Raw genomic sequence first — 21,778 nt, forward strand, 5'->3', positions numbered from 1 at the left:
AAAAATAGTAGAAAGCCTAGAATCAATACAAATTGTTAATTGTCCATTAACTTTAGTGTGAGCAAGATTTAAAAAAAAACTATCCTTCTTTAGATCGAAGTTGAATGGAATAATGTATATTCCAAATTGATCATTTTTCCTGACATTGATGAGATTTTCATGTTTTTTGTTGATGTTAACTCCCCTCGCATTTGCTAGACGAATTAAACTACTATTTTTATCTGTGATGCTTTTAGATCGACTACCAATTCCCTTTTTGCCTGATTCATAGTCTTTTCAAGCTGTTGTCATTGCTTGCTCCAATTTTTCTTTTTCAACGGAATCATTAAAATGAATATTAACTAGATCATTCTCATAAGCTTTTAAATTTTGAAGAATATAGGTGAAATAAGAGCGTCCATTTTTTGCAGCAATTCTATTCTTCAGTTTTGAAAGAGATTCCTCAGTTAATGCTGGGATTGACTCCTGTGCTAAAAAAGTTTGGCTAAAATCTAGTGGAAATTCTTGGATAGTTAATTGAGTCGTAACCGTACCATATTCAACGATAAAATTATTGACATGTAAACGATAAATAGATGCTCCAAGCTGATAAGATTGACGAAATTTAGGTATTACTTCCCATTTTTTAGCGTATTGTTTTCGCGTCTGAAACATTGAATGTATGATATCTGAAGTATTATCTTCACTGTCTGATGAAAGTTTTTTCTTGATTAAAGTTGGGTTGATGGCAATATGAATGACTGGAGATATAGAGTTTTTGCGCTTGCCCAACACGGAATTTATTGCTTCTAGTTCCTTCGTTTGGTAATCTACTCCAATAATAAACGCAAATCCTTGAATTTTAATTAATGTTTCTCTGAGCAATGTTTCCGTTGGTCGAAACGTTTTAGTTTTAACTTTAGATGTATTAAGTTGAGGTGTATATTTTTCAATTTCTTCTTTTTCTATTTTAGCAAGTTCAATTTCGTCAACTATTCGGTAATAAATTGAGAAATAATGATTTTTCTGTGATTCAAGTTGAAAAAAACGATGGTGACTTTTGCCTTGCCATCTGTTTCTAATATTTTTAGCTTTTCCAACATACCATACTAAATTTTGTTCGTCGACGACATAGTAAATGCCGGAAAAAATTGGTAGGTTATCTTTTGTGGCGAGTGAAACCTTTGGTAAGTTAAGTAAAAAACTATCAGCTATCATTGGTTACGTCAAATTTAAAAAACAAAAAGTAGAATGTCCTAGGATTTTGTGTCAATGAATTAAAATGATTAATCAGTTTATTAGCAATAACTTATTAACTAAAGTTTAGATAAATTGCCAAAGTGTGACGAGACTGATAAGAAGAGTATAGCAAGCCACTCTTTTATGACCATGAAAATTATTCAAACTGCCCAAGCTCCTGCCCCTGTTGGCCCCTATAACCAGGCGATCGCCGCCAATGGTTTCCTCTTTACGGCTGGCCAAATTGCCCTCGACCCCCAAACCATGACCATTATGGGAGAGGGGAACGTGGAAGTCCAAGCAAAACAGGTATTGACTAATTTAGGGGCGGTGCTCCAGGAAGCGGGCTGTGGTTGGGAAAATGTGGTTAAAACTACGGTATTTCTCAAAGATATGAACGATTTCGCCGCAGTTAATGCCATCTATGGCCAATATTTTGACGAGGCTACGGCTCCGGCCCGTAGTTGTGTGGAAGTGGCCCGCCTACCCAAAGATGTGTTAGTAGAAATCGATTGTGTCGCTGTGTTACCAACCTAGGGCAATGTCCGTCATGGCCCCAGGCTCCATGCTCTAATGGAACTGTTGATTAAACAAATTTGTTCGGAATATTCAGGCCGCCCCGCTCCAGAGCCAATAGCGGTCCCACTGTTCCAGGAGTAGCAATTATGGCTGGATCACTGTTTGCCGATGCCAGTAAAAGATTAGAAAAAGCCCTGAAATATGTGGCCATTTCCGACGATGCCGGGGAAAGGCTGAAATATCCCAAAACCAGTCTCAGTGTTTCCATTCCGGTGCGGATGGACGATGGCTCTTTAAAAATCTTTCCCGGTTACCGAGTGCGCTACGACGACACCAGGGGGCCAGGCAAAGGGGGCGTGCGCTACCATCCCAACGTCACCATGGATGAGGTGCAATCCTTAGCCTTTTGGATGACCTTTAAATGTGCCCTGTTAAATTTGCCCTTCGGAGGAGCTAAGGGGGGCATCACCCTCAATCCCAAAGAACTCAGCCGAGCAGAATTGGAGCGTTTAAGTCGGGGTTACATCGAGGCGATCGCCGATTTTATTGGCCCGGACATCGACATTTTAGCCCCGGATGTTTACACCAATGAAATGATGATGGGCTGGATGATGGACCAATACAGCATCATTCGCCGCAAAATTAGTCCCGCTGTGGTCACCGGCAAACCCGTCACCATGGGGGGCAGTCAAGGTCGCAACACGGCCACCGGCACTGGAGCTTTTTACATCATGCAGGGCATGCTACCCAAGTTTGACCAATATCCCGAAAATACCACCGTTGCTGTCCAGGGTTTCGGTAATGCGGGTATGGTGGTAGCCGAATGTTTATACCAAGATGGCTACAAAGTGGTGGCCATCAGTGATTCCCAGGGGGGCATTTATAACGAACAAGGCATCGATATTCCCGCTGTGATTGATTACAAACAACGGCATCGCACTTTAGCGGGTATGTACTGTGACCAAGCCATCTGCGATTTAGGGGAAAATCAACAAATCAGTAATGCCGAGTTACTAGCTCTGGACGTGGACGTGCTCATTCCCGCCGCCTTGGAAAATCAAATTACCCGCGACAATGCAGACCAAGTCAGAGCTCGCTACATTTTTGAAGTTGCTAATGGGCCCACCACCACCGCCGCCGATGATATTTTGGCTAGCAAAGGTATCTATGTTTTCCCCGATATTTTGGTCAATGCTGGGGGGGTGACGGTGAGCTACTTTGAATGGGTACAGAACCGCAGTGGACTTTATTGGAGCGCCAAGGAAGTTAACGATCGCCTGAAGGAAAAAATGGTGGAGGAAGCGGAACATGTGTGGAACATTACCCAGGAATTGGATGTGAATGTGCGCACTGCAGCCTATATCCACGCCCTTAACCGCCTGAGCGAAGCTATGGATGCTAAGGGGACTAGGGATTATTACCAGGACAGCTAGGAAAATCTGAAATAATAGGAATGGTGTTTTTCTGCTGCTTCCTAATCCCGTCCATTTTTCACTGTTCACCATGACCGAAACTACCATTACCACCAGCGATAACGTCGAAAAGTATGGCGAGCGGGAAATTCGGGATGCCCAACTGATTACTTTCCCCAATCCCCGCCCCGGCCGTCGTTACGATGTCCATATCACCCTGCCGGAATTCACCTGTAAATGTCCTTTTTCCGGCTACCCGGATTTTGCCACCCTTTATCTGACCTATTGCCCTGACCAGAAGGTGGTGGAGCTAAAGTCTATCAAGCTTTACATCAATAGTTACCGCGATCGCCATATTCCCCATGAGGAAGTAACCAATCAGATTTTGGATGACTTTGTGGCGGTGGCCAATCCTTTGTACGCTAGACTAAAAGCTGATTTTAATCCCCGGGGGAATGTTCATACGGTGATTGAAGTGGAATATCATCAGGAAAAAGCTAGTTAAAAGCAACTAATCCTAGTTCCTAGGAGCATGTTTCAAAAGTCCCCAGCTACCCCCTAAGTTTTGGGGGAAGTTAGCTCAAAGTTTTCCAGTATTGCCGGAACTTTAGTGGGTCGATTTAGGGTCAAAAATCAGATTTTACAAACAGATTCTGAGCCAGCTTGGAAGATTTTCGCATTTTATGAGGTGAGGCTATGACCGCCTGGCAAAAGATACAAAAAATTGCGCCGGCGGCGATCGGGGCTTGCTTGTTCGTGCTTTCCATTGGGGCCATCAACTCAGAATTACACCACTACGGTTGGCAAAATGTTTTAGCCAGTTTTCAGGGCATTGTCAAAACCCGTTTAGCCGGAGCCTTTGCGCTCATGCTGATCAACTACATAATTTTGACTGGCTACGATACTCTGGCCATGTTTTACCTGGGGCAATCTCTACCCCTGACGAAAACTAGCTTTGTCGGCTTTGTCAGTTACGCCATTAGTAACAGTGTCGGCTTGGCCTTGCTCAGTGGCAGTGCCATCCGGTACCGTCTCTATCAATCCTGGCAGGTTTCTGCCCCCATCATTGCCCAGGCGATCGCCTTTTGTAACCTGAGTTTTTGGGTGGGTTTATTAACGGTGGGGGGCATAACTTTTGTGGTGGATCCCCTACAGTTGCCCGCCTTTCTCCATTTACCGTTTCTTTCTGTCCATCCCATTGGCTTTACTTTCCTTGCCATCATTGGGATTTATTTGTTGATAACGGGCAATTTAATTAAGCCATTCAAAATCGGCCAATGGCAAACTCCCAAAATTCCCTTTGCCGTATCCTTAGCTCAAATTGGTTTGACGGCGGTGGATTGGATTTTAGCCTCTGGTATTTTATACGTGCTATTACCTGGGCACCATCACCTTAGTTTTCCCGGCTTTTTTGGCATTTATCTGCTGGCGCAGGTGGCGGGCATTATCAGTAATGTGCCGGGGGGACTGGGGGTATTTGAAACGGTGGTGTTATTTTTGCTGACTCCTAAATATTCCTCGGTGCAAGTGCTGGGGGCATTGTTGGCATACCGAGTGATTTATTACTGGATTCCCTTGGGCAGTGCGAGCCTCAGCTTGGGGGCATTTGAGCTTTTACAACATCGACGGGAACGACGGCAAAAATCAGGCTCTGAGTCTGAGTAGATTAATGTGGACAAAAAACAAAGCTTTGCCTTGTCGGCAGATTTTTGAGGTTTAGCTGGATTATTGGCAAATTATTTAGGTTTCGGCATCCGCTGATTTCGATTAGATTCCATCACCCAATTAATTACAAATGGGGATTGATTTGCGGGTAACCCAGGGGACGAATTTGTTGATGCTTCCTTTTTTCTTCCAAATGTTTCAGCTCGTCGTAGGGCACCCAATGGATACAGTCCACCGGACAGGTATCGATCGCCTCTTGGATAACCGCTTCATCGTCCCCATTTTGGCTAAAGGCCCGGGAGCGGCCATGCTCCTGCTCAATGGTGAAAGTATTGGGAGCCACGTGGGCACAGTTTTTGCAACCAATGCAGGTCACTTCATCCACATAGACTCCCCTTTCCCGTAACTCTCCGCCCAATTCCGGCTCTAAACCAGAACGGTCATCGAAATTACGCCAATCTCCCCCCAACTCCGGTTCCAGTCCAGAACGGTGATCGGGAGGAAAATTTAGATCAGCTATCACCATCAGGCACTCCAGCGTTGCACCACCAACCGCACTGAGCCGTCTTCATTTTTTTGTTGTTCCGTCACCGCAAAACCTTGTTTGGCCGATTCATTAAGTACGGTTTCCAGAGCGTAACCCTGGGTGATTTTTTGCAGAAATCCTTCCACCGAAAGGGGCTGTTGCCAGTACTGTAAATCTGTCACCAACTCATATTCCTGACCATTCCAGCTAAAACCTAGGTCGTAATCATTGCTCTGTTCAATCACCACTGCGGCTTTGGCGGTCAAACCCTGGTAGCCCCGCACGGTGGCCGGCCCTTCTTTCCAATCCAGACCCAAGTTGGTGAGGGTGGTTTTCAACACATCAAGGTTACGAATCTTGGTTTTGATATTGCTAAAGTGAGACATAGGAAATTACAAAAAAATTAGAAGAATGGATGAGACAGGTTCTTAAAACTTTTAAACAAGGATTTTCATACAGAGAGAATTTAACTTCCCCCAGGCCAGCTAGAAAGAGTCTGGGATTGCTGAACTGATTGGTTCAACGGACTGGTTTGGGCAAAAAACTCCGAAGTAGTCTGCTGGGTAAGCACTACCCCTAGTTCGGCCTCGATCGCCGCGGTCACTTCCTGACAAGAGCGACCCACAATGCCGGTTACCGTTTCCTTCACCCGGCCGTCGGGGTAAATGACGAATTCCAGAGTTTCTAGATTCACGGTCAATCCTCCCATGGGTGATCAAGGTGATAGTTCACTATCTGGGCAATGGCCGGAACTCCCCCAGTAATTAATCTTGGCTGATGGGTCCCGGCAAACCAGAAGTTATTCTAGTTTTGGCCCAACTAGCTAAGAAACTGGCATAAATTGTAGCAAAAATTAACATTTCATGGGGGCGCAAACCCCTATGGAGACCATAGGGAAAGAATTATTGCGGCGCTGGCTTTGCCTTTTCTGAGAAAAAGAGAAAATTTGATTGATCTAAAAATGGGTTGCGCATACCCCGCGGCTTGCTGCGATTGGGTCTTTCATTAAGAATTTCTTTGGGTTCTTCAGAATAGAAAACCGCAATCTGTTTCTGAAAAATATCTTGACTACTGTGCCCGTGGGCGACATCTTTGCTCCACCAACTCGGCGGCCAGTTTAATGGCGGCAATGAGACTATCTGCCCTGGCAATGCCTTGCCCCGCAATGTCAAAGGCGGTGCCGTGGTCGGGGGAAGTGCGGACAAAGGGTAAACCAATAGTGGTATTAATAGCCTGATCAAATGCCAGCAGTTTAACGGGAATTAAGCCTTGGTCATGGTACAAAGCCAGGTAAGCGTCGGATACGGTCGTTTGGCCATCGGTTAACCAAGCTTTGCCAGGGCCGACCCACATGGTATCCGGAGGAATGGGGCCAATTAGTTGGGCCTGGGGATATTTTTTTCTAGCTTGCTCCAACCAAGGAATTAACCAATCCTGTTCTTCGCTGCCTAATTTTCCTTCTTCGCCGCTGTGGGGATTCAAACCGGCGATCGCCACGGAAGGATTACTGATGCCAAAATCCTGGGCCAGGCAAGTTAGCAGTAATTCCAATTTTGCAGTCATTAATTGAGGGGTTAAAGCCTGGGGCACCTCTTTGAGCGGAATATGGGTGGTGGCTAGCAACGTGCGTAAAGTCCAACCAGTAAAAGGCGATCGCCCCACAAATGCCATGGCAAAGCTTTCCACCCCAGCCCGATGGGCCAAAACTTCCGTCTGCCCTGGGTAATTATGGCCAGCGGCTTGCCAAGCGGATTTGGCGATCGGGGCAGTGACAATGGCATCAAATTCCCCGGCCAAAGTTCTGGTAATAGCTTCATTTAAATAGGCAAAACTAATGGCGCCACTAACCGCATCTCCCTGACCAACAGTGATTTTTCCCAGATATGAGAGGTCCACTTCTAGCAAATTAATTGTTTCCGGATCTGCTAGATTTAAACCCGGATTTTGGGCCAACAATTGTCTACGGGTCTGATCCAACACAGAACGGGAACCGATCGCCGTTAACTGACAAATTGAAGCTAACCCAGGTTCAGCCAAAGCTTTGAGCACCACCTCAGGACCAATGCCTGCCGGATCACCCAGGGTCAAAATTAAACGGGGCAAACTCATACAATCCATGCTCAATCAGGTTTAAGGGGAGATTCCTATGGGATAATGAACCACCGACAACAAAGATTTTTTCATCCCAAATTATTCATCCCCCATTGAGGAATTGACTATGACCGCTGAAAGCATGTTGGCCAATGGCGCTTTTATCATGATTGGCTTGACCTTGTTAGGACTAGCCTGGGGCTTTGTCATTATCAAACTCCAAGGTAGCGAAGAATAAAAATTCCTCGGCCAAGGCGGTTTAATCCTTCCTGGTTTAGGAAAAAATGTTGAAGTGATACTGATACCAGGACGATTAACTGTCCATTGTGCCATTGCCTAGTGTGAATTTTACTTATCAGTGCCAAGCCCGGTGTTCCCATAGCCAAGCCCGGGCTGGAATTTTTCAGACTCCCCATGGGCCGGTGGAAACTCCCCGTTTTATGCCCGTGGGTACTTTGGCAACGGTTAAGGGCATTACCCCCGCCCAGCTAGCGGACACCCAAGCCCAAATGGTGCTAGCCAATACCTACCATCTCCATCTCCAACCAGGGGAAAAGATTATTGCTGCCGCTGGGGGAGTACACAAGTTTATGGGCTGGTCGGGGCCGATGTTGACAGATTCTGGTGGGTTTCAGGTTTTTAGTCTCAGTCAATTACGCACCATTGGTGAACAGGGGGTCCTATTTTGATCGCCGAGGGATGGCCGCTTGATTGATATGACTCCAGAAAATTCCATTCGCATCCAAAATGCGTTGGGGGCTGATGTGATTATGGCCTTTGATGAATGTCCTCCCGGCCAAGGCGATCGCCTGATGGTGGAACAAGCCACCGCCCGCACCTATCGCTGGCTAGAAAGGTGTATCGAAGCCCACCAAAGACCGGGTGATCAAGCTCTGTTCGGCATCGTCCAAGGGGGCACTTACCTAGATTTGCGTTCCCAAGCGGCAGAACAACTCATTGCCCTAGACTTGCCCGGTTACGCCATTGGCGGAGTAAGTGTGGGGGAAGCACCAGCGCTGATTGATAAAGTGGTACAACACACGGCCCCATTATTACCAGCCCATAAACCCCGTTACTTGATGGGGGTCGGCACCTATCGGGAAATGGCCAGGGCAATTTTTGCGGGTATTGATTTGTTCGATTGTGTCATACCCACCCGTTTTGGTCGCCACGGCACAGCATTGGTACAGGGAGAACGGTGGAATTTAAAAAACGCCACTTTCCGGGAAGATCATCGCCCCTTGGATGAAACTTGTCCTTGCTATACCTGCCAAACTTTCTCCCGTGCTTATTTAAACCATTTAATCCGCTCCAGGGAAATGTTGGGTTACATTTTGCTTTCTTTGCACAATATTACGGAATTAATCCGTTTCACCCAAAGCATTCGCCAAGCAATTTTAAATGATACTTTCACCCAAGATTTTGCCCATTGGCTAACTCCACCGGAGTAAGTCTAGTAAAAAACTTAGGCGATCGCAAATCCAGTATGGGGACGCATGGAGGGCTTGTCGAATCCCCAACAAAGACTAAATCAGACAAGTTTTCAATGGTGGAAATCGTAACCAGATCCATAGTACCAAGCTTCTAGACGACGTTTTTGCTCAAAGCTAGGGTTAGTGAATAGAAGATTTTTAGCTAGGGGGTAGGTTAAGCTATAGCCCGCTAAGTTAGCATAATGTCCCAACCATTCCATTAAAGCGGGTAGACCAATTTGTGGTAACAAAGGCAATACTATGAGTGGATTTACCCTGGGTAAAGTTTGGGTTAGGCCAGACCATTGGATTACATCTTGCAAAAAAGGTTCCATGACTTCTTGTCCTTGTCGATCCATAACAGCAAAAACCGCATTCATTAAGCGATTAATTTGCTCTGGATCTGCAGTTTGGCCAACTTTAACTCCCATGGTTTGTTGAAATAACCAAGTAACGCCAATATTAGGTTGGTAGGGTTGTAAAAGAGCCAAATCTTCCGCAGCCAAATAATCCCCTGCCAGGGCTTCCCCAATAGCATTGGTTAACCGTTTGAGATGGCGAACCATGGCTCCAAAGCCACCAAAACTAACGGGGGATTGACTACCAGCACTATCCCCTACGGCTAACACTCTACCCCAAGAAAAATGGAGAGGACTGGATTTATAAGCAGGAAAAAAACCAGATAAAAACCGTTGCCATTGTAGTTGGTCTAAATTAATTTTTTGATATTCGGGCAATAGGCGAAAATATTCTTGAAAAAAGAATTCTAAACTAATGCGTTCTGGATGCACATCCACATAGGTAAACAGATAGGTGGTGCGGCCATCCCGAGCAGGAAAAGCTTCCCAAAAGTATTGGCAATGATTGGTAATTCCCGTGGTGGTGGCAATTAAATCTCCAGTTTCATTGTCAGAATAACCCTGGGCGCAACTACCAACCACTAGGCAAACTCCATCAGGTATTTCTCCCTGTCGAGCTTGGTTTACCAAAGGAGAACCGTGCCCCATGGCATCAATGAGTAAACGGCTAGTGAGCTTTCTTTCAACTTGATTTTCTCCATCATGTTGGTAACTAATTGCAACTCCATCGGAGTGAATAATTGCTTTTTGGAAAGCGCTATGCTCTAGTAATTTACCCCCAGCTTGCAGAAACTTTTGCTTAAGTTTTTCTAGTAAGTAAATTGGATCTATCCCTACATTTAAAACATTTTTAATCCAAAATTCTTGCCCACCATGAAAAGCAATGCGGCCAGGATTATATTCGCTGGCGATCGCCGTTTCTAATTCCTCTGAAGTGAGCAGTTCTAACTCAACAAAAGTTTGTAATTCTTGGCGGGAAATATTCCATTCCTGGGCACGACCTTGTAATTTGCCCCTTTCAATGACAACTACCTGCCAACCCCTTATTTGCAAACTAGCGGCCAATAAAATTCCCAGGGTACCACCACAAATTACTGCGTCAAAATCTGCTTCCCCCAAGTTTGTATTAACTTTTTGAGCTACTTCAGCAATGGGAGGTAAATCTCCCTGACATAGGGCTTGCCAACGCTGATCTAAACGCCGTAGATAACCCAGGGCATCTCCTGGCATAGAATTCAGTTTAGATTCCACAAAAGCTGTGGGTGTAGTTGCATAGTTCATCTAATTAATTTTTTCGCTAAATTTCCTGAGCAAAAATTAGGATATTTTCGTATAGTTGAGAGCTAACACGAAATCCTGCTTGATTGATCAAATTATCAATAATGGGTTTCACTTGTGGAATAAGATTTATTCGTTTGGCAACAAGCAAAACTCCCAAAATTCCGACTATTGATAATCCTAAGCGAGTAGCCTCTCTTCTCCCCAAACGCTCGTCCATCAGTAGCTCATCAGCCTGCAAATCAAGGGCTAGGGCTATGGAATGGGCTTCTCCAGCATCAAGTCCCCGTTCTCTTTGTAGTTGTTCGGCCAATTCATAACCATGGGGGCTAAGCAAGTGAATTTGAATCCAATCTAATTGCAGAATTGATGAAATTTTTGAGTTGGTGGCGACAGTAATTTCATTGGCAACAGTGCCTGGAATGATTACACTTTCGTAAATTGCCTGTAATAACCAAAGATGATCAACAATAGCAAGATTAGCAATGGCAGAAGTGTCACTAACAACAATCATAACCAACTGCGATTTTGTAGGTGCTGAATGTCCTGTGCTAATTCTTCCACATCGTAGTGAATACAAATTCCCCGATCTGATAGAAGTTTTTGAAATTCCATAATTTCCATGGAGGAGATTTTACTGGCCCTAGCCAGAGAAATGTGTTCTTGTTCAAATAGGGCAATGGCAATTTCCCGGAGCCAATCATTTTGATCAAATTCTCCGATCTGATTTAACCTATCCGGTAGATTTAAGGTGATTTGCATTGGACGACCATCAACCATTACCCTTTGATTCTACTGTTATGCTGTTGCCATAGCCACGATCGCCAAGAGGGTATTGATGAGGTAAAAAGAGCCCACAATTTGGGTTTCGGTCCAGCCACTTAATTCTAAATGGTGGTGAATTGGAGCCATTTTTAACAACCTTTTGCCGACGCCATCAGGGCCTTTGGTGGCTTTGTAGTAACCCACTTGGGCGATGACGGAGAGGGATTCTGCCAGAAAAATGCCGCTGATCAACAGCAGTCCCCAGAGGTTGCCGGTCATAATGCCCACCGCTGCCAAACTCCCCCCTAGGGCTAAAGAACCCGTATCCCCCATGAATACCCGGGCAGGATTGTGGTTATGGTGTACAAAACCAATACAGCCACCGGCCATGGCACAGCAGAAAAAGGCTAGTGCTGGATTTTCTTTCGCCACCAGTAAACCCAACCCCACAAAGGCGATCGCCCCAGTTCCGGCCGCCAAACCATCCACTCCATCGGTCAGATTGGTCGCATTACTTTCCGCCACTAGGGCAAAGGTAGCCACTAACCAAAAAAGGAAACCCAGGGGTAAGACAAATTGCATAATGCGAATGTCCGTAATTTCCGTTGGCCCATAAAAAAATAGCCAAGTGCAAAAAATAACGGCGATCGCCACCTGCAAAAATAATTTTTGTTTCGGGGTTAAACCCTTATTGGATTTGTATTTTAAAATCTGCCAGTCATCCACCCAACCGATCGCCATATAGCCCAAAGTCACCAAACCCACCACTATGACATCGGGATTAAACTGGGTTCCCACCACGGCGATCGCCACCGCCACCGGCACAAAGAAAATCCCCCCCATGGTAGGAGTCCCGGCCTTTTTCAAATGACTTTGGGGTCCGTCGGACTGAATCACCTGACTAGCTTTCAGGTTTACTAGCATTGGTACCACCGCCATACCAATGAGAGCTGTAACCAAGGCCGTAAAACCAAGGGCAATCAGTAATTTTCCATTGCTCAACCATGGCATATCCGCCCAGCTACTCAACAGGGCCATCAGGGCTAAAGCCAATGCCCAGAGCAGGATTAGTAAGGTTTTGCCACTGGGGTTTTTCCAACTGGGAAGGGACGAAGATTTTGCGTTGGCCATAGTCAAAAAATTAGTTCAGGGGTTGATCAATGACGTTTTCTCCATCAGACTAGCATCAAGGTTGCTGGCCTTTGGCTGTCGATTTTGCTGACAGATTTAAATATCAAGAACCATGCCCTTAATTACCAAACTAAAAAAATATCGACGAAAATATAAACGCTTCTTCTGGCTCGGTTGTGTTGTTTTAGCGCTACTACTGATCATTCCTCACCCCAGCCAAGCCCAATTCGTTATGCCCCAAGGTTTTAGTGGCCAGGGCAGTGGCTATAAACCGCCGGAAGTTTCCCGGTATGGTCCCATCGAAGTGGCTCCGGTACGATCGCCCGTTGACAACGGTTTTCTGTTTGATGTGGCCTCCCCCACTGTGTATAACCGCCAAGAGAATACCAGCCAAATTCCTGTGGAGCAAAGGGCTCAGGACATTGAAAGCAAATTGGAACTGGCTATTTTCAGACGGGATATGAACCCCGATGACCTAAGGGTAGAAACTTCCCGGCTCAACAATGTGGTGGTGGTTACTGTTAGCAATGACGATTATCCCCTCCCCTTGGTGCTAGCTTCCGTTACGGAAAACGATGCAGATTTCAACGGCCAACCCATTGATGTTTTAGCGGAGCAATGGCGGGAAAAACTGGACAAAGAAATTCGGCGAGGCCAAGCTAGTACTACCCCAGAAGCCCTAGAACAATCCTTCAAACAGGCTTTCCAAATATTTGTAGCCCTATTGGTGGCAACGGCTATTGTTGCTAGTATCAAACATTTAATTTCCCGGCATCGTCAACGACTCCTCAATCGTAAACAGGCGATCGCCGCTGAAAAACAAGCGAATTCCGAAGTTCTGGAAGAAAATCACCCTGATCCCATAGAAGTCAATTATGCTGCCCCGGAAATTTTGGGGGAACAGCAATGGATATTTTGGCAAAGATTACCCCAAATACTCAGTATCGACCGTAAAATTGGCTTTTGGAAATTTATCCAGTGGCTTTTGTTCTGGGTAATTATCCTTGGTTGGTACTTTGGCTTATTCGCCATTTTTCGACAAATTCCCGGCTTAGCCACCCTCAGTGGCGCCATTTTGGGTCGCCCCTTGCAATTGCTAATGCTGTGGTTTTTTGTTGGTCTAACTATCCGTATTAGCCATCGCATCATTGAATTACTAAAAGACAATTGGCAAAACACTAATTCCACCAGCTTCAACAAATTTATCAATCTGGGAGATGACCAACGGCGAGATCTGCGCATTTCCACCATCTCTGGGGCTATCAAGGGTATGGTCACGGTGGTTATCAGTGCTAGCGGTTTGTTAACCGCCCTGATTATTCTGGGCATTCCCACCGGTTCTGTGGTTGCCATTGGGGGTTTATTGGCCTTGGCCATTTCCTTCGGTGCCCAAAGCTTGGTCAAGGATTTGGTCGATGGATTTCTAGTATTAGCCGAAGACCAGTATGCCATTGGAGATGTGATTGATGTGGGCTTCGCTGCCGGGGGGGTGGAAAATTTAAACTTACGGGTGACTCAGTTAAGGAGTGCCGGGGGAGAACTAGTTACCATCCCCAACAGTGCCATTACCCAGGTTAAAAACCTGACCCGTTCGTGGTCCAGGGCTAATTTGAGCGTCAATGTAGCCTACGACACTGACCCTGTCAAAGCCATTAATGTTCTACGTCAAGTAGGGGAAGACCTGTACAACGACCCGGAATGGCATGACAAAATGCTGGCAGTTCCCGATGTGTTGGGCATCGATAGTCTTACCCATGAGGGCATGACCATCACCATCTGGATTCAAACAGCCCCTGCTCAACAGTGGTCTGTGGGCCGAGAACTGCGTTTCCGTGTGCGCCAGGCCCTGACGGAAAATAACATCGAAATCGGTGCCCCCCGGCAAATATATGCCCATGCAACCAACACCACTAACGGGGCTACCAATCCCCCCTTTAATGCCCTTGAGTCCGCTGTGGAAAGCTAGTGTTTAGTATTAGTCTTCTCCTAGGTATATGCCCAATGACTTGGCCGTTTTAACCATAAAACCATCCCTATCCACCGGGAAAGGACAGCGATTTTCCTGGTGACATTCTTTAATGATGCTGATAATTGGTTTAAGGTCAGCGTGTTCCACCTTCCCACTGCGCCAGATCACCACCTGGTCATAAATTTCCTGTTCGATCAACTCCACTGCCCTAATTCCAAACACCGTGGCCAAGAGGCGATCGAACGATAGGGGGGTCCCGCTCCGTTGTAAATGACCCAGGGTTGTGGCTCGAATGTCTAGACTTATTAGATCGCAAAAAGCGGGATCTTTAATGTCGCAAAGGTGTTGACTGGTTTCACTGATTTCTTCTGCTAAGTAGTCGGCGATATGTTTATTTTTCTTATTATTTTGATCGTGGACACCCTCTGAAATAACTATTAAAGCAAAATGGCGGCCAGACTTCCGCAAATTCATTAGTTGATAACAACAATTGCGGATAATTTCAGAAGTCAAACAAGGGGTAATTTCGGGAATTAAAATGATATCAGCTCCGCCGGCAATGCCTGCATGGAGAGTCAAATGCCCCGCATCCCGCCCCATGACCTGGACAATGATAATGCGTTCATGGCTAGCGGCGGTAAAAGTCAGGTCGTATAAGGCTTGGGTAACAATATCCACCGCAGTGCTAAATCCCACTGCCAGATCCGTAAAGGGCACATCATTGTCAATGGTTTTGGGAATGGCAATAATATGCCAATTACCTTTTTGGGCTAAATCATAAATAATGTCTAAACTACCATCGCCACCAATAACAATTAGTGCTTCCAGGTCAAGTATGGCATAACCCTTGAGAATGGCTTCGGCGATCGCCGGTTGCTCTGGATGTCCCTTACTTAAGGACCCTAAAACACTACCGCTGAGAAATTGCAATACATCTAAGCCTTTGAGCATCCCGGGCAGAGCATAGCCATGTTTAGTTAACAGTAAATCCTCTGCCTGGTATTTTCCGTGGGCAACTTCAACAAAACCATCGGTGCCGTAGGGAATACCATAAACCTCCCACCCCTTAAGAGCTGAGGCCTTAACCACTGCTCGGATGACGGCATTGAGGCCAGGACAATCACCACCACTGGTCAAAATTCCAATACGTTTTGTGCCCATACCAAACCCCCTTAATTTATCCTTAATTTGAGTCTTTCTAACTCTTTCAATAGCTGACCCATGGTCAAAATCGAACCCCAATCTATCGCCAATCCCTAATCCGGCGGTTTACTAACCCACTGGTTCAAGGGGATCAAGCGCTTTCCAAATAGGGGCGTAGGTCTGCAGAGCTTTGACATATTGAACCCGCTCAAAAGCAGTGGGATCGGGGCAATTAAGTTGACTCATACTGCCTTGCATCTGCTGTACAGATTCATATTCATGCTCCTCCATCCAACGGGCTAAACTATTTTCCAATGTGTGAATATAACCGATGCCGTGGCGCAATAGGGCACTGACCAATTGGGTGATTTTTGCCCCGGCCATTAATACCTTGACCAAATCCACTGTGTGCAAAATTCCACTGGTGGCGGCTAAGTCGCAGTCAATACGCCCATATAAAATCGCCAGCCAATGTAGGGGAAGGCGCATACTTTGGGTAGTGCTGAGCAGAATATGGGGATAAACTTCTAGGCTTTCTAGGTCAAAATCTGGCTGGTAAAAACGGTTAAATAAAACTAATCCATCAGCGCCATAATCGGCAAACTTCTTGGCCATATAGGCCATATTGCTAAAGAAGGGTGAAATTTTAACAGCAACGGGAATTTTAACTTCATCTTTAACCGCTTTAACAATGTCAAGATAATTTTTTTCCACCTCTGTGCCTGGCACATCCAAATCTGTGGGTACGTAGTAAATATTAAGTTCAATAGCATCGGCCCCAGCCCCCTCCATTTGTTGGGAATAGTCTAACCAGCCGCCTAGGGTAGAACCATTTAAGCTGCCAATTATAGGAATATCTAAACTCTCTTTAGCCAGGCGAATATGGTTGAGATACTCCTCAGAACCGACATGAAAAACCTGGGGTTCAGGAAAATAAGTCAGAGCTTCAGCAAAACTATGGGTGCCATGGGTGAGATGGTGGTACATTTCCAGTCTTTCTTGCCGCAATTGCTCTTCAAAGAAGGAATGTAAAACGATCGCCGCCGCACCACTGTCCTCCATTTTTTTGAGATTGCCCAACTCCTCCGTCAAAGGGGCACAGGAACCGACCACTAGGGGAGATTTAAGATTTAAGCCGAGGTATTGGGTAGTGAGATCCATGGTGTTAATTCCTTTCAGTTTTTAATTGTAATCTTCGTAATATTGGGGAAAAAATCCATCTGGTAGAAAAGTTCGATCCAGAATGTCATTTTGTGCAAAGGGATTGGTTTCTGGAAAGGTTTCTAAACTAGTGTCAGTCTCGATGGCAACCATTTTACGAGCGTGTTTGTAGCACTCATCTAAAACATCATGAAAATATTTCTGCAAACTGGGACTTTCTAAAAGACATTGATAAATTTTCTTTCTACTTTGATCAATCATTGTCCTCCAACTATTTGACCAGGTCTCTGGTTGGTATTTCCATTTAAGTAAATGAATTAAAATAATCTCTAAATTCTCCCTGAGAATACCCTGTTCTGTATATTTAATAGATTGAATTTCTTCTGCTAAATTTTCAAAATCAAGATTTTCAAGTTGATTTTCTTTTAGGCAGTTAGCGACTGCCTCTAACCACAGATTAAAATCCTGTTCATAAAGAAGATTGGCATTGATTTTTAAAGTCATTTTAATTATCTTTTTGGCTATTTTGGTAAAAATTCTTGATCAAGAATCTCTTCTTTCAAGAACGGATTTAGGGCGGGAAATCGACTGATGTCAATACTGGTTTCAATGCTGGCTTCTTTCCTGGCTCGCCCATAGGCTTCATCAAGTACTAAATCAAAATGACGTTTGAGACTGGGGCTTTCTTTAAGCTGCTTAAGAATCCTTTCTCTGTGTTCGTCAATGCTCAACCTCCAGCTATTGGATTGTTTATGGGGTTGGTATTTCCATTTAAGCAAGTGCATTAACAAAATCTCCAAATTACGCTTTAGAGACTTTTTTTGACTCCGCCCCATATCTTCAATTTCTTTAATTAAATTTTGACAGTCTAGTTGATCCAACCGACGTTCCTTGAGTAGATCCGCCATGGTTTTTGCCCATAGACACCGGTCTTGCTGATAAAGATTTTTGGTATTCATCTGAGTGACCATCCGTTTTGCCTCATATTTGCCCGATGGGTAGGGGAACAAATAACCGATTAACGTTTGCCCCCTAATGCCGATTCTAAACAGATTTAGCAATTACCTCCGGAGATGGGGAAACACCATGGTTGTTACCGTTAATTTCCCCACCCAGAGAACGTTTCGCCAGATATTCGTACATGGCCCAGCGAGTGTTCACATCCCCTTGAGCTAACTTCATTAAGCGTTTGGCCTCCTCTGGTTGACTGCGGGTGAGCATGGCAAAGCGATTTTCCGAATAGACCGTTTTGTCAATGGCTACTTTTGGCGATCCCATATCCAATTGCAGGGGATTTTTACCTTCATCCGCCAACAAAGGGTTATAGCGGTAGAGCAACCAACGACCGCTGTCCACCAACTCTTTTTGATGGTTCATCGCGGTGGTCATATTAATGCCGTGGGCAATGCAGTGGGAGTAGGCAATAATTAACGAGACACCGGGATAGGCTTCCGCTTCCATAAAGGCTTTAATGGACTGCTCATTTTTGGCTCCCATGGCGATACTGGCCACATAGACGTTGCCGTAGGTCATGGCCATTAAGCCCAAATCTTTTTTGGGAGAGGGTTTACCCCCAGCGGCGAATTTAGCTACAGCGGCCCGGGGAGTGGCTTTGGAGGCTTGGCCCCCGGTGTTGGAATAGACTTCCGTATCCATCACCAAGATATTGACATTACGCCCACTGGCGAGGACGTGATCCAAACCGCCGTACCCAATGTCGTAGGCCCAGCCATCGCCACCAATAATCCAAACGCTTTTCTTCACGAGGTAATCCGCTACAGAAAGGAACATTTGGGCTTGGGGAGTTTCCAGATTTTGCAAACGTTGCTTAACCTGTTCTACCAATTGCCGTTGTTCAAAAATATCCGCTTCAGTGGTTTGGGCATTGTTGAGAATTTCACTTACCAAACTGTCTCCCAACTCCCCAGCAAAGGTTTTTAGCAATTCCCCTGCAAATTCCGTTTGCTTGTCGATCGCCACTCGGAAACCAAGGCCAAATTCAGCGTTATCTTCAAACAGGGAATTGGACCAAGCGGGACCGCGACCCTCAGCATTTTGGGCCCAGGGAGTTGTCGGTAAGTTGCCGCCATAGATGGAAGAGCAACCGGTGGCGTTGGCCACTAACATGCGATCGCCAAATAATTGACTGACCAGTTTCAAATAAGGGGTTTCCCCACAACCGGCACAGGCTCCAGAAAATTCAAATAACGGCTCCTGCATCTGTTGATGGCTGATTTTGTTCAAATTCAAACTGAGGCGATCGGGGTTGGGCAAATCTAGGAAAAAGTCCCAATTCTCCCGTTCCTGTTCCCGCAAGGGTAACTGGGGAGCCATATTAATCGCCCTTAAACGAGGCTGGGATTTATTTTTAGCCGGGCATACGTCCACACAGATGCCGCAACCGGTGCAATCTTCCGGGGCTACCTGGATGGTGAACTTAGAACCTTGCCAATCATGGTCTTTGGCATTGGTAAATTTGAAACTGACCGGAGCATTGGCCAATTCTGCCTCCTCGTAAACTTTGCCCCGAATCACAGCATGGGGACAAACAATGACGCATTTGCCGCATTGCACACAAACATCGGGGTCCCAAACGGGAATTTCGTGGCCCACGTTGCGTTTTTCCCATTGGGTAGTGGCGGTGGGATAGGTGCCATCGCAGGGTAAAGCACTGACCGGGAGATCATCCCCTTGCCGGGCCATGATTTTTCCTAACACTTCCCGCACAAACACCGGGGCGTTATCAGGCACCACCGGCCGCATAGCAGGGGCATCGTCGCTCACCGTTTCCGGTACGGACACTTCATAGAGATGGGCCAGGGTGGAATCCACCGCTTTAATATTCATCTCGACAATTTCCTGACCCTTTTTGCCGTAGGTTTTTTGGACCGACTGCTTAATTTTGGCGATCGCCTCTTCCCGGGGTAACACTCCCGCTAGGGCAAAGAAACAGGTTTGCATGACTGTGTTGGTGCGGCGGCCCATGCCCGCATCCCTGGCTACGTCATTGGCATTGATGGTGTAAACCTTGAGATTTTTGTCAATAATTTCCTGTTGTACTTTGCGGGGAAACTCTCGCCAAATTTCCTCTGGGCCGTAGGGGCTATTGACCAGGAAAACGCCGCCATCAACGGCTGGTTCCAAGACTTCAAACTGTTCCAAAAATTCCCACTGGTGACAGGCGACAAAATTGGCTTGGCTAATCAGGTAAGTGGACAGGATGGGATTAGGGCCAAAGCGCAGATGGGAAACGGTTACAGAACCGGATTTTTTCGAGTCGTAAACAAAATAACCCTGGGCGTAGTTATCCGTATCTTCGCCAATGATTTTGATGGAGTTCTTATTGGCCCCCACCGTACCGTCGGAACCGAGACCGTAGAAAATTGCCCGGACGACAGAATCTGCTTCCGTGGAAAAACTGGGGTCATAGTCGATGCTGGTGTGGCTCAAATCATCGTTAATGCCTACGGTGAAATGGTTTTTGGGGTTGGTTTGATTTAAATGGTCCAACACCCCTTTAACCATGGCGGGGGTAAATTCCTTGGATGACAGACCGTAACGGCCACCAATAATTTTCGGCATCATGCCCGCTTCAAAAAAGGCCGTCAGCACATCCTGATAGAGGGGTTCCCCAATGCTCCCCGGTTCCTTACACCGGTCCAGCACCGCTATTTTTTGCACCGTTTTTGGTAGAGCATTAACCAGGCGATCGCCAGCAAAGGGCCGATAGAGGCGTACTTTCAGTAAACCAACCTTTTCCCCTTGGGCAGTTAGAAAATCCACCGTTTCCTGGGCCGTTTCCGCACCAGAACCCATCAGCACAATCACCCGTTCCGCTTCCGGATGGCCACAATATTCATAGGGACGGTAATGGCGGCCGGTTAGCTGGCCAAATTGTTCCATCACCTGCTCCAGCACGTTGGGATAACTGGCATAAAAGGGATTAACCGTTTCCCTAGCTTGGAAATAGACATCCGGATTTTGGGCCGTCCCCCGCAACTTCGGGCGATCGGGGGTCAAAGCCCGTCCCCGGTGGGCTAGCACATCCTCATCCTTAATCAAACCACGGAGTACTTCCTGGGGTAAAAGCTCAATTTTTTGTTCTTCGTGGGAAGTGCGAAAACCATCAAAAAAGTGCAGTCCCGGTATCCTGGTGGCAAAGCTGGTGGCCGTGGCAATGAGGGCAAAATCGTGGGCTTCCTGGACAGAATTGGAACTTAACATGGCAAAGCCCGTATTTCTGGCCGCCATCACATCACTGTGATCCCCAAAAATAGATAGGCCCTGGGCCGCTAAAGAACGGGCCGCCACATGCAAAACCATGGCTGTTAATTCCCCAGCAATTTTGTGCATATTGGGCAACATCAACATTAAGCCCTGGGAAGCGGTAAATGTTGTGGTCAAAGCTCCCGATTGCAGAGCGCCATGGACAGTACCGGCGGCTCCCCCCTCGCTTTGCATTTCCACCACCAATGGTACGGTGCCCCACAAATTGGGCCGGTGTTCTGCTGCCCAAGCATCGGACCATTCCCCCATGGGCGAGGAAGGGGTGATGGGATAAATGGCAATCACTTCACTGAGCAGGTAGGCCACACGGGCCACCGCTTCATTACCGTCGAGGGTGGCATAGGTAGGTAAACTCATAAACGAATCGTCCTCAAAGGTTTCTGCAATGGCAACAAAAGCCAGAAATATGAAACAAAGCAGTCAAGTTTGTTAACAGTTGGGGATACTGCCGGGGGTTAATGGAGCGCTAAAAAATTGTTGAAAATAACACTAATGCCAAGAAAAATTAAACAACGTCAAGATTGTTTTTGTTGATTCTTAATTAAGGCCGGGGAAAGAGATAGCCCAAAAAACTTAGTCGAGAAATGGGGCTGCGAATTAGTCGTCAACGATTGGTGTTTGGTCATGGCGTTCTCTCTGGGTCTTAGTTTTATCTTGAACCCAAAATCAAAAAATGGAACACTTTCTTATTGTTTTTTAACGAGATCAAATACTGTGAAGTTTTGTAATTGCTCCGTGGCAAGAAGAAAATTTTGCCTTAGCTATTGTTTGGATTTCATGAC

20 protein-coding genes and 1 pseudogene are annotated in these 21,778 nt (G+C 46.1%); 7 read left to right on the forward strand and 14 right to left on the reverse strand.

Annotated elements, in window-relative coordinates; genetic code table 11:
• Window positions 1-276: 276 nt before the first annotated feature.
• A complete protein-coding gene (locus C7I86_RS14605; protein ID WP_010873978.1) occupies window positions 277-1,197 on the reverse strand; it encodes a GIY-YIG nuclease family protein in 921 nt (306 codons plus the stop codon).
• A gap of 165 nt (window positions 1,198-1,362) precedes the next feature.
• Here C7I86_RS14605 and C7I86_RS14610 point away from each other — a divergent pair, with 165 nt between their 5' ends.
• From C7I86_RS14610 to C7I86_RS14625, 4 genes are all read left to right on the forward strand, one after another.
• A complete protein-coding gene (locus C7I86_RS14610) occupies window positions 1,363-1,755 on the forward strand; it encodes a RidA family protein (RefSeq protein WP_010873979.1) in 393 nt (130 codons plus the stop codon).
• Window positions 1,756-1,883: 128 nt separating this feature from the next.
• Window positions 1,884-3,170, forward strand: coding sequence for an NADP-specific glutamate dehydrogenase (gene gdhA / locus C7I86_RS14615; RefSeq protein WP_010873980.1), 1,287 nt, complete (start codon window positions 1,884-1,886; stop codon window positions 3,168-3,170).
• 70 nt (window positions 3,171-3,240) lie between these two features.
• The gene (queF, locus tag C7I86_RS14620) at window positions 3,241-3,654 is read left to right on the forward strand and encodes a preQ(1) synthase (protein ID WP_010873981.1); all 414 of its coding nucleotides are present in this window, start codon (window positions 3,241-3,243) and stop codon (window positions 3,652-3,654) included.
• Window positions 3,655-3,845: 191 nt separating this feature from the next.
• Window positions 3,846-4,814, forward strand: a complete 969-nt coding sequence (locus C7I86_RS14625) for a lysylphosphatidylglycerol synthase domain-containing protein (protein WP_010873982.1) — start codon at window positions 3,846-3,848, stop codon at window positions 4,812-4,814.
• A 124-nt stretch (window positions 4,815-4,938) separates the two neighbouring features.
• On the opposite strand, the gene C7I86_RS14630 is transcribed toward C7I86_RS14625, so the two are convergent.
• From C7I86_RS14630 to pdxA, 4 genes are all read right to left on the reverse strand, one after another.
• Window positions 4,939-5,340 (reverse strand): ferredoxin, encoded by a 402-nt coding sequence (locus tag C7I86_RS14630; RefSeq protein WP_010873983.1) that lies wholly within the window; start codon window positions 5,338-5,340, stop codon window positions 4,939-4,941.
• Window positions 5,340-5,726, reverse strand: a complete 387-nt coding sequence (locus C7I86_RS14635; RefSeq protein WP_010873984.1) for a DUF1257 domain-containing protein — start codon at window positions 5,724-5,726, stop codon at window positions 5,340-5,342. Before C7I86_RS14635 ends, C7I86_RS14630 begins: the two co-directional genes overlap by 1 nt.
• An 80-nt stretch (window positions 5,727-5,806) precedes the next feature.
• On the reverse strand, window positions 5,807-6,049 hold the full coding sequence (locus tag C7I86_RS14640; protein ID WP_010873985.1) for a DUF2997 domain-containing protein: 243 nt from the start codon (window positions 6,047-6,049) through the stop codon (window positions 5,807-5,809).
• Window positions 6,050-6,408: 359 nt separating this feature from the next.
• Window positions 6,409-7,458, reverse strand: coding sequence for a 4-hydroxythreonine-4-phosphate dehydrogenase PdxA (gene pdxA, locus C7I86_RS14645; protein ID WP_010873986.1), 1,050 nt, complete (start codon window positions 7,456-7,458; stop codon window positions 6,409-6,411).
• 100 nt (window positions 7,459-7,558) lie between these two features.
• On the opposite strand from pdxA, the gene C7I86_RS14650 reads away from it, so the two are divergent.
• The gene (locus C7I86_RS14650) at window positions 7,559-7,669 is read left to right on the forward strand and encodes a PetM family cytochrome b6-f complex subunit 7 (protein ID WP_010873987.1); all 111 of its coding nucleotides are present in this window, start codon (window positions 7,559-7,561) and stop codon (window positions 7,667-7,669) included.
• Window positions 7,670-7,757: 88 nt separating this feature from the next.
• A pseudogene (gene tgt, locus C7I86_RS14655) lies at window positions 7,758-8,882 on the forward strand (tRNA guanosine(34) transglycosylase Tgt).
• A gap of 92 nt (window positions 8,883-8,974) precedes the next feature.
• Here tgt and C7I86_RS14660 read toward each other — a convergent pair.
• The 4 genes from C7I86_RS14660 to mraY are packed head-to-tail and all read right to left on the reverse strand — an operon-like array spanning window position 8,975 to window position 12,436.
• Window positions 8,975-10,543 (reverse strand): NAD(P)/FAD-dependent oxidoreductase, encoded by a 1,569-nt coding sequence (locus tag C7I86_RS14660; RefSeq protein ID WP_010873989.1) that lies wholly within the window; start codon window positions 10,541-10,543, stop codon window positions 8,975-8,977.
• Window positions 10,544-10,559: 16 nt separating this feature from the next.
• Window positions 10,560-11,054 (reverse strand): DUF3368 domain-containing protein, encoded by a 495-nt coding sequence (locus C7I86_RS14665; RefSeq protein ID WP_010873990.1) that lies wholly within the window; start codon window positions 11,052-11,054, stop codon window positions 10,560-10,562.
• A complete protein-coding gene (locus C7I86_RS14670) occupies window positions 11,051-11,320 on the reverse strand; it encodes a UPF0175 family protein (RefSeq protein ID WP_010873991.1) in 270 nt (89 codons plus the stop codon). Before C7I86_RS14670 ends, C7I86_RS14665 begins: the two co-directional genes overlap by 4 nt.
• Before the next feature lie 18 nt (window positions 11,321-11,338).
• Window positions 11,339-12,436 carry a phospho-N-acetylmuramoyl-pentapeptide-transferase gene (gene mraY / locus C7I86_RS14675; RefSeq protein ID WP_010873992.1) on the reverse strand — a complete coding sequence of 366 codons (1,098 nt, stop codon included), beginning with the start codon at window positions 12,434-12,436 and terminating at the stop codon, window positions 11,339-11,341.
• Between the two features lie 112 nt (window positions 12,437-12,548).
• On the opposite strand from mraY, the gene C7I86_RS14680 reads away from it, so the two are divergent.
• A complete protein-coding gene (locus tag C7I86_RS14680; protein ID WP_010873993.1) occupies window positions 12,549-14,402 on the forward strand; it encodes a mechanosensitive ion channel family protein in 1,854 nt (617 codons plus the stop codon).
• Window positions 14,403-14,411: 9 nt separating this feature from the next.
• On the opposite strand, the gene C7I86_RS14685 is transcribed toward C7I86_RS14680, so the two are convergent.
• The 5 genes from C7I86_RS14685 to nifJ form a co-directional block, all read right to left on the reverse strand.
• Window positions 14,412-15,566 carry an ATP-dependent 6-phosphofructokinase gene (locus C7I86_RS14685; RefSeq protein ID WP_010873994.1) on the reverse strand — a complete coding sequence of 385 codons (1,155 nt, stop codon included), beginning with the start codon at window positions 15,564-15,566 and terminating at the stop codon, window positions 14,412-14,414.
• Window positions 15,567-15,677: 111 nt separating this feature from the next.
• The gene (locus C7I86_RS14690) at window positions 15,678-16,709 is read right to left on the reverse strand and encodes a dihydroorotate dehydrogenase-like protein (protein WP_010873995.1); all 1,032 of its coding nucleotides are present in this window, start codon (window positions 16,707-16,709) and stop codon (window positions 15,678-15,680) included.
• A gap of 21 nt (window positions 16,710-16,730) precedes the next feature.
• Window positions 16,731-17,213 carry a DUF29 domain-containing protein gene (locus C7I86_RS14695; protein WP_010873996.1) on the reverse strand — a complete coding sequence of 161 codons (483 nt, stop codon included), beginning with the start codon at window positions 17,211-17,213 and terminating at the stop codon, window positions 16,731-16,733.
• A 17-nt stretch (window positions 17,214-17,230) separates the two neighbouring features.
• Window positions 17,231-17,680 (reverse strand): DUF29 domain-containing protein, encoded by a 450-nt coding sequence (locus tag C7I86_RS14700; RefSeq protein WP_010873997.1) that lies wholly within the window; start codon window positions 17,678-17,680, stop codon window positions 17,231-17,233.
• Window positions 17,681-17,753: 73 nt separating this feature from the next.
• Window positions 17,754-21,353 (reverse strand): pyruvate:ferredoxin (flavodoxin) oxidoreductase, encoded by a 3,600-nt coding sequence (nifJ, locus tag C7I86_RS14705; protein WP_010873998.1) that lies wholly within the window; start codon window positions 21,351-21,353, stop codon window positions 17,754-17,756.
• Between the last annotated feature and the right edge of the window lie 425 nt (window positions 21,354-21,778).

Origin of the sequence: Synechocystis sp. IPPAS B-1465 (genome assembly GCF_003015225.1) — a bacterium.
Lineage (GTDB): Bacteria > Cyanobacteriota > Cyanobacteriia > Cyanobacteriales > Microcystaceae > Synechocystis.